9 protein-coding genes are annotated in these 7,722 nt (G+C 72.0%); 3 read left to right on the top strand and 6 right to left on the bottom strand.

Annotation, left to right across the window (positions count from 1 at the left end; all coding sequences use genetic code 11):
- Together ACE3T5_RS20205 and ACE3T5_RS20200 are read right to left on the bottom strand one after the other, a co-directional pair.
- A partial coding sequence (locus ACE3T5_RS20205; protein ID WP_374669907.1) for a xanthine dehydrogenase family protein molybdopterin-binding subunit occupies positions 1–683 on the bottom strand: 683 nt, incomplete at its 3' end.
- A gap of 18 nt (positions 684–701) precedes the next feature.
- Complete coding sequence (locus ACE3T5_RS20200) at positions 702–1,172, bottom strand: (2Fe-2S)-binding protein (RefSeq protein ID WP_374669906.1); 471 nt, start codon at positions 1,170–1,172, stop codon at positions 702–704.
- Between the two features lie 169 nt (positions 1,173–1,341).
- Between ACE3T5_RS20200 and ACE3T5_RS20195 the strand changes: the two genes are divergently transcribed.
- Positions 1,342–2,478, top strand: a complete 1,137-nt coding sequence (locus tag ACE3T5_RS20195; RefSeq protein ID WP_374669905.1) for a helix-turn-helix domain-containing protein — start codon at positions 1,342–1,344, stop codon at positions 2,476–2,478.
- Positions 2,479–2,618: 140 nt separating this feature from the next.
- The gene (locus ACE3T5_RS20190; protein ID WP_374669904.1) at positions 2,619–3,215 is read left to right on the top strand and encodes a hypothetical protein; all 597 of its coding nucleotides are present in this window, start codon (positions 2,619–2,621) and stop codon (positions 3,213–3,215) included.
- Positions 3,216–3,241: 26 nt separating this feature from the next.
- Here ACE3T5_RS20190 and ACE3T5_RS20185 read toward each other — a convergent pair whose 3' ends face one another.
- The 3 genes from ACE3T5_RS20185 to ACE3T5_RS20175 are packed head-to-tail and all read right to left on the bottom strand — an operon-like array spanning position 3,242 to position 5,483.
- Positions 3,242–4,057 (bottom strand): extracellular solute-binding protein, encoded by an 816-nt coding sequence (locus ACE3T5_RS20185; RefSeq protein WP_374669903.1) that lies wholly within the window; start codon positions 4,055–4,057, stop codon positions 3,242–3,244.
- The gene (locus ACE3T5_RS20180; protein WP_374669902.1) at positions 4,054–4,752 is read right to left on the bottom strand and encodes a phosphate ABC transporter ATP-binding protein; all 699 of its coding nucleotides are present in this window, start codon (positions 4,750–4,752) and stop codon (positions 4,054–4,056) included. The genes ACE3T5_RS20185 and ACE3T5_RS20180 overlap by 4 nt, the downstream gene beginning before the upstream one ends.
- A complete protein-coding gene (locus tag ACE3T5_RS20175; protein WP_374669901.1) occupies positions 4,749–5,483 on the bottom strand; it encodes an ABC transporter permease in 735 nt (244 codons plus the stop codon). The genes ACE3T5_RS20180 and ACE3T5_RS20175 overlap by 4 nt, the downstream gene beginning before the upstream one ends.
- 93 nt (positions 5,484–5,576) lie before the next feature.
- Here ACE3T5_RS20175 and ACE3T5_RS20170 point away from each other — a divergent pair, with 93 nt between their 5' ends.
- A complete protein-coding gene (locus tag ACE3T5_RS20170) occupies positions 5,577–6,680 on the top strand; it encodes a substrate-binding domain-containing protein (RefSeq protein WP_374669900.1) in 1,104 nt (367 codons plus the stop codon).
- Between the two features lie 12 nt (positions 6,681–6,692).
- On the opposite strand, the gene ACE3T5_RS20165 is transcribed toward ACE3T5_RS20170, so the two are convergent.
- A partial coding sequence (locus tag ACE3T5_RS20165) for an SUMF1/EgtB/PvdO family nonheme iron enzyme (RefSeq protein WP_374669899.1) occupies positions 6,693–7,722 on the bottom strand: 1,030 nt, incomplete at its 5' end.

The raw sequence follows: 7,722 nt of genomic DNA, 5'->3' as shown, positions 1-7,722 counted from the left end.
CCGCATCCCACAACGCTCATCGCTACACCACAAACCACGCTATCCAGTGGTCGAATCAAACCGGAGGCCTCAGAATTAGCGCTTGAGGTCACGGATTCAGGATCCAGCTTCGTCACATGGGCGGCGCTTGCGAACACCGCGTCCACCTGCGCCTTGTCGCCGATGGCCCACTTGTAGCAATGGTTGTCCGGTGCCACGTCATGCAGGGCCGGGCCCTTGGCGGCATCGCGCACGTCCACCACGGCGGGCAGCATGTCGTAGTCGACCACCACCGCCTCCGCGGCGTTCTTCGCCTGCTCCAGCGTCTCGGCCACCACCATGGCCACGTGGTCGCCCACGTAGCGCACCTTGCCCTGCGCCAGGATGGGATGCGGCGGCTCCTTCATGGGCTGGCCGTCGGTGCTGGTGATGAGCCAGCCGCAGGGCAGCCCGCCCATCTTGCCTTCCACGTCCTTGCCGGTGAAGACGCGCGCCACGCCCGGCATGGCCGAGGCGGCCGTGGTGTCGATGGACTTGATGACGGCGTGCGCATGCGGCGACCGCACGAACACCGCCACCTTCTGGTTGGCGAGGTTGATGTCGTCGGTGTACTGGCCGGCGCCGGTGAGGAAGCGGTAGTCCTCCTTGCGGCGGACGGCCTCGCCGATGTGCGGCAGCTTGGCGAAAGAGTCGTTGGCACCCATGTCGGTCTCCTTGCGGCCTCAGGCCTTGGCGGTCTCTGCCATGCCGGTCTGCACGGCACGCACGATGTTCTGGTAGCCGGTGCAGCGGCACAGGTTGCCTTCGAGCTGCTCGCGGATCTGCTGTTCGCTGGCGTTCGGGTGGCGCTTGCACAGGTCCACCGCGCTCATCACCATGCCGGGCGTGCAGAAGCCGCACTGCAGGCCATGGCACTCCTTGAAGGCCGCCTGCATCGGATGCATGGTGCCGTCGGCTGCGGCCAGGCCCTCGATGGTGGTGATCTCCGCGCCGGGGTGCTGCACGGCCAGCGTGTTGCACGACTTCACCGCGCGGCCGTTCACCAGCACCGTGCAGGCGCCGCACTGGGCGGTGTCGCAGCCCACGTGCGTGCCGGTCAGCTTGAGATGCTCGCGGATGGCCGTCACGAGCAGCGTGTTGGGCGCCACATCGACTTCCGATGCGCGTCCGTTGACCTTGAGTTGGACTTTCATGTTCTGCGTCTCCTGTGGGGGGGGTCTGAGCAACGGGATTGTTGGATCGCCCCCCGCGCCCCTCCCTAGGCGAAACCCTAGGTTGCCGCCGGCCATGACACGAAATTCTCAAAATGGAACAATGCGCGTCCGCGGTGCGAATTCACACTGCGGACCCAGGAGTCCACCGATGCCCCTTCCCGCCGCGGCCGCCCGTGCCGAGCAGCGCCTGCATGACATCGACCGCGCCCGCCGCGTCGTCATGGATGAGGGCCGCTCGCTCACCGACGCGTTCGTCAGCGCGTGGTATGACGCCGCGTGGATCGAGCGCTCCTGGCGCCGTTGCCTGCAATCCGGCCTGCGCCCGCACGACCCGGTGGGCTTCGACCTCATCCCGGCCCAGCAGCTCAAGCGGGTGGAAGAAGCCAACCACGATCTGGTCATGGCCGCCCGGCCGGTGCTCGAGCAGCTCGGCCGCGCCATCGCCTCCACCCGCTACTTCGCCATCCTCACCAACCAGGACGGCGTGGTGGTCGACGCGCACGGCCCCATCGACCGCTCGGACCGCCGTGCCGCGGTGATCACCCGCGTGGGGGTGGACCTGTCCGAGCGCAGCGTCGGCACCACCGCGATCGGCGCCGCCCTGGCCGAGCTGCAGCCGGTGTGGCTGCATCGCGGCGAGCACTTCTTCCAGGACACCACCTGCTACAGCTGCGCCGGCGCGCCCCTGTTCGGCCCGGACGGCCGCTGCGTAGGCATGCTCGATCTCACCGGCATCGACGCCGCCGAGCGGCCCGAGCTGCGCCACCTGGTCGCGCAGTCGGCGCGCAGCATCGAGAACGCCCTCACCCTCGCGCGGCCGCACCGGCTGGTGCTGCGCCTGAACTGGCCGGGCCGCCAGCTCGGCGACGACGACGACGGCCTGCTGTGCCTGGACGAGGAAGGCTGGGTCACCGGCAGCAACGCCGCCGCGCGCCAGATGGTGGCCGCGCTGGCCACGCCGCAGGGATCGCCCGTGCATTGCAGCGAGCTGTTCGCGCAGCCCTGGGAGCCGCTGTTCGACCTGGCCCGGCACGAAGCCGAGCCGGCGCCGGTGGAGCTGCCGCTGTGGTCGGGCCTGCGCCTCGCGGCCCTGCCGCGCGCCGGTGGTCGAGAGGGCGTGCAGCGGCCGGCCCGCGTGCCCCTGCGGGACGTGGAGATCGCCCTCATCCGCCGCGCCGTGGCGGACGCACGAGGCAACGTGATGGAGGCGGCGCGGGCACTGGGCATCAGCCGCGCCACGATTTACCGAAAACTGTCACAAAAATCACAACGTGACGGCGCCTGACCGACAGGCTCCGTCTAGAATAGGTTCAAAGTAGTCAAGGCCAGCCGTCAGAGCTGACCAATTTGTCACTTTCCGAGGGGACTCCAACCATGCCGTGCCGGCGGCCGAAAGGCCGCCAGGGTCGGCACGCGCCTGCCACGATGTTCGACCTGAGAAAGCTCTTCGTCCGGGAGGCGCGGTCCGCGCCGCCCCACGATCCCGACAGCGATTACCACCCGTCCGGCCGCCGTGGCGAAGGGCTGGAGGTGGAATACCAGTCGCTGATCGCCACGCAGTTCCAGCGCTGGGGCATCGCCACCTCGTGCGTGACGATCGAGGTGCGCCAGCTCGGGCGCGCGCCCGACGGCTACGACGTGTTCGTGGGCATGGTGCGCCTCGCCTCCTGGGAGCGCACGTCCGCGCTGCGCCTGCTGCTGGGCCTGCCCCTGCTGGAAGCCAAGGTGCGCAAGGTGGTGCGCGGCACCTGGCTGGCCGACTACAGCCACTTCGGCGGGCTCTGGCTGCATGCGTCCGAGGGCCTCGCCAATGGCCCCGCGAGGCCCGAGCTGCGTGAGCTGATGCTGCAGCTCACCCCGCCCTCCCCCGTCAATGCGGCCGCCTATGCCGCCGCCGGCGAAGCGGCCGGCTCCAGCCTGCCGCCCGCCGCGTCATCCGGCCTCGCGGTCACGCCCGGCAGCGGCCCGGCGCCGCTGGTCGCGGTGAGCGGCACCGGGAATGATTCGCCCGGCGCGCGCTGAGGCCTCGGGCCGCGGGCCCGGGGCCTTCACTTCGTCGCGTTCGGGAAGAAGAGCTGCTCGCCGCCGATCTTGTAGCCGGCGATGGCCGCCTGGCCCGCCGGCGAGATGATCCAGTCGACGAACTTCTGCGCGTCCGCCGCCTTCACGTGCGGATGCTTCGCGGCGCTCACGGCCATCACCCCATACTGGTTGAACAGGCGCTGGTCGCCCTCCACCAGGATCGCCAGGTCGGCGCGGTTGCGGAAGTTCAGCCACGTGCCGCGATCCGTGAGCGCGTAGGCGTTGGCCGACGCCGCGATGTTGAGCGCCGGGCCCATGCCGCAGCCGCACTCCTTGTAGCCCGAGCCCTTGGCCTGCGCCACACCGGCCTGCAGCCAGTAGCGGAGCTCGGCCGCGTGGGTGCCGCTCTTGTCGCCGCGCGAGATGAAGGGCGCGTTGGCGGCAGCGATCTTCTTCAGCGCCTCGGTGATGTCCTTGCCGCGCGTACCGGTGGGGTCGCCCTTGGGGCCGACCAGCACGAAGTCGTTGTACATGACGGGGTGGCGCTTCGCCGCGAAGCCGTCGGCGACGAACTTCTCCTCCGCCACCTGGTCGTGCACGAACAGCACGTCCGCATCGCCGCGGCGCGCCATGTCGATCGCCTGGCCGGTGCCCACGGCCACCACCTTCACGTCGAGCCCGCTCGCCTGCTTGAACGCCGGCAGCAGATGGCCGAACAGGCCGGACTGCTCGGTGGACGTGGTAGACGCCATGGTGATGGCCTGCGCGGCGGCAGCCCCGCCGAAGGTGGCCAGTGCCACCCCCACGACGGCCAGCAGGGTCTTGCGACGGATCGGATTCATCCCAGTTCTCCTCTGACAAACAACTCGGCCTCGCGCGAGGTCTCGCGCAACGGGCCATCGAAGAAATCGCGCACCGGCAGATCGGCCAGCAGGCGGCCGCCCTCCAGGTACACCACGCGTGTGGCCAGGCGCTTGACCTGGCCCAGGTTGTGGCTGGCGAACACCAGCGTCATGCCGCTGGCGGCGAAGTCCGCCATCAGGGCCTCGACCTCGCGCTTGGCGTGCGGATCCAGGCTGGAGGTGGGCTCGTCCAGCAGCAGCAGTTCGGGGCTCAGGCTCCAGGCGCGCGCCAGCGCCAGGCGCTGCTGCTGGCCGCCCGACAGCGTGCGCGCATCGCGGTCGGCCAGCTCGGCCAGGCCCACGCGCCCCAGGGCCGCGCGGGCCTGCTCGCGCGCCTGCGCCCAGCGCGTGCCGCGGATCCACTGCGCCAGCGCCACGTTGTGCAGGGCCGAGGCGCGCAGCATGAACGGCCGCTGGAACACCATCGCCTCGCGCAGCGTGCCGTCGCGCCGCATCGTGCCGGCGGCCGGCGCGATCAGCCCGTGCAGCACCCGCAGCAGCGTGCTCTTGCCGCAGCCGTTGGCGCCGATCAGCGCCACGCGCTCGCCACGTGCCACCGCCAGGTCGATGCCGCGCAGGGCCTGCACGGCGCCGAAGCGCACGTCCACGCCGGACAGGTGCAGCAGCGCGGTCACGACGCAGCCCCCTGCAGCGCGCCCGCGCGGTCCAGGGCGGCGCCGCGCCAGCGGGCCACCAGCGCGATCAGCGCGTTGAGCAGCAGCACCACGCCCAGCAGCACGATGCCCAGGCCCAGCGCCAGCGGCAGGTCGCCCTTGCTCGTCTCCAGGGCAATGGCCGTGGTCATGACGCGGGTGAAGCCGTCGATGTTGCCGCCGACGATCATCACCGCCCCCACCTCCGACACGGCACGGCCGAAGCAGGCCAGCAGCACGGTCAGCAAGGCATAGCGCTCGTCCCAGGCGATGAGCAGCGCACGCAGCCACGGCCCGGCGCCCAGGGAGCGCAACTGCTCGCCATGGGCGCGCTCGGCGTCCTCCACCACCTGCCGCGTGAGTGCCGTGCAGACCGGCACCACCAGCACGGCCTGCGCCAGCACCATGGCCTTGAAGGTGAACAGCCAGCCCAGGAAGCCGAGCGGCCCGGAGCGCGAGAGCAGCAGGTAGACCACCAGCCCCACCACCACCGAGGGCAGCGCCAGCAGCGTGTTCAGCACGGTGAGCAGCAGGCCGCGCCCGGGGAAGCGCGAGACGGCGATCCAGCCGCCGGCCAGCAGCCCCAGGACGCAGGCCAGCAGGCAGGCCGTGGCGCTGACGCCCAGGGACCGCGCGACGATGGCCCACAGGGTCGGATCGGCCCCCGCGATGAGTTGCCAGGCGGTGGCGATGCTGTCGCGAAAGCTCTGCATGGGGCGCGATGGTAGGCATGCTTACGCTCACCTCGCATGAGGGGTACCGAGCTATGCAGGGGCGTGCATAGGCGTGTGCCGCATACTCGGCGCATGCGCAAGGTGGAGCTCTCGTACGCGTTCGCCGATGGCGGCGCGCGGCGCGCCATCCGCAATCCGTTGATGGACCTGCTGCAGGCCGTGCAGGCCAGCGGCTCGATCTCGGCCGCCGCGCGCGAGCTGGGCTTCTCCTACCGTCACGTCTGGGGCGAGCTCAGGCGCTGGGAGGCCGAGCTGGGCCAGCCGCTGATCGTGTGGGAGAAGGGCCAGCGGGCGCGCCTCACGCCCTTCGGCGGCAAGCTGCTGTGGGCCGAGCGGCAGGCACAGGCCCGCCTGGCACCGCAGATCGAGGCGCTGCAGGCCGAGCTGGAGCGGGCCTTCGCCGTCGCCTTCGACGATGGCGCCCAGGTGCTCACGCTCTACGCCAGCCATGACGACGGCCTGACGCTGCTGCGCGGCACGGCGGTGGAACGGGCACGGCTGCACCTGGACGTGCGCTTCTGCGGCAGCGTGGATGCGATCGCGGCGCTGAATGCCGGGCGCTGCACCCTCGCCGGCTTCCACAGCTCGCAGCAGCCCGGACTGGGCAGCCACACGCAGCAGACCTACCAGCCGCTGCTGGCGCCGGGCCTGCACAAGCTGATCGGCTTTGCCGAGCGGAGCCAGGGCCTGATCGTGGCCGCCGGCAACCCGCTGGCGCTGGCGAGCCTGCGCGATGTCGTGGCGCGGGGCGCGCGCTATGCCAACCGGTCCGCCGGCAGCGGCACGCGCCTGCTGGCAGAGGAGCTGCTGGCCCGCGAGGGCATCGCCGGCACGCAGCTCACCGGCTGGACGCACGAGGAGCCTTCGCACGCGGCCGTGGCCCAGGCGGTGGCCGCCGGCGCGGCCGACTGCGGCCTGGGCATCGAGGCGGCCGCCCGCGCGCGCGGGCTCGACTTCGTGCCGCTGCTGCGCGAGCACTACTACCTCGTCTGCCTGAAGGACGCACTGGAGGCACCGCCGGTGGCCCTGCTGCGCGAGGTGCTGCGGTCCGCACCGTGGCAAGCCCGACTCGCGGCCCTGCCTGGCTACACGCCGTGGCGCAGCGGCGAGGTGCTGAGCCTCACGGCGGAGCTGCCCTGGTGGCGCCTGCCGCCCAAGCGCCGGCCCAGGAGCTGATGCGCGCGTGCGCTACAGGGCGCAGGTGCGAAAACCGACGAAGCCTTCGTCCTCGTCTGGCAGGGCCCACGCGCGCGCCTTCGGGTGGCGCATGCGCGGCGGCGTGGCGAAGCTCGCCCCACGCAGCACGCGCGCGATGCCGAACACGCCGCTCGCGTCGAGCTCGGCCTGCGCCGTCCACGGCTCGGGATGCCAGCCCGCCCAGGGGCGCACCGTGCCCGCCGTCCATTCGCGCACGGCCCCCCAGGCGAAGCCACGCCGCGCAGCGACCTGGGCCGCGATCTCCCACTCCGCCTCCGCGGGCAGGCGGCGACCGGCCCAGCGCGCGAAGGCATCGGCCTCCCACCAGGTCACGTGCAGCACCGGCTGCGTGACCGCCGCCCGCACCGCGCGGCCGAAGCGCGTGCACAGCACCGCGCCGCCGCCCACCTGATCCACGTAGCGCGGGCCGCGCCGGCCCTCCTGCGCGGCCTGCGCCTGCAGCCACTGCCAGCCCTGCGGATGCCACACCTGCGGCTCGTCATAGCCGCCATCGTCGATGAACTCCAGGTACTGCGCCCAGGTGACCGGCTGCGCGTCGATCTCGAAAGCGGGGATCGGCTCCTCGGCCTCACCGCGCTCGATGTCCAGCGCGAAGCCGCCACCGGCCCAGCCCAGGCGCCAGCGCGTCGCGGGCACGGCCAGCTCCGGCCGCGGTGCCCCGCCATCGGGCACCGTCAGCCCCACGGCCACGCCCACACGCTGGGCGAGCGCGGCGAGCTGCTCGCCGCGCCAGTCCTCATGGAACAGCGCCATGCGATGGAAGTGCAGCGCGTCGTCGTCCTCCGGCGCGCGCTCCAGCAATTCCAGCGTCGTCTCCAGCGTATCGAGCATGTAGGCCCGCAGCGTGGCCGGGTCGGGCCGCACGGCCGCCGAGCGGCCGGCCGCGGGCACCAGGCGCGGGTCGAACCAGGCGTCGGCGCGCGGCTCCACCGAGGCGAGGCGCGGCCCGTCCGCGGGGCACCGCGCGCCGAGGTTGCGCTGCGGGTTGCGCGCAATCCAG

It is taken from the genome of Ramlibacter sp., from assembly GCF_041916345.1.
Taxonomy (GTDB): Bacteria; Pseudomonadota; Gammaproteobacteria; order Burkholderiales; family Burkholderiaceae_C; genus Ramlibacter.
This window is presented reverse-complemented; position numbering and strand designations above follow the sequence as displayed.

Bases quoted from the DNA above. Each gene is read 5' to 3' on its own strand.
- ACE3T5_RS20200 (WP_374669906.1), bottom strand. From the start codon at position 1,172: ATGAAAGTCCAACTCAAGGTCAACGGACGCGCATCGGAAGTCGATGTG.
- ACE3T5_RS20175 (WP_374669901.1), bottom strand. From the start codon at position 5,483: ATGCAGAGCTTTCGCGACAGCATCGCCACCGCCTGGCAACTCATCGCG.
- ACE3T5_RS20170 (WP_374669900.1), top strand. From the start codon at position 5,577: ATGCGCAAGGTGGAGCTCTCGTACGCGTTCGCCGATGGCGGCGCGCGG.
- ACE3T5_RS20190 (WP_374669904.1), top strand. From the start codon at position 2,619: ATGTTCGACCTGAGAAAGCTCTTCGTCCGGGAGGCGCGGTCCGCGCCG.
- ACE3T5_RS20185 (WP_374669903.1), bottom strand. From the start codon at position 4,057: ATGAATCCGATCCGTCGCAAGACCCTGCTGGCCGTCGTGGGGGTGGCA.
- ACE3T5_RS20195 (WP_374669905.1), top strand. From the start codon at position 1,342: ATGCCCCTTCCCGCCGCGGCCGCCCGTGCCGAGCAGCGCCTGCATGAC.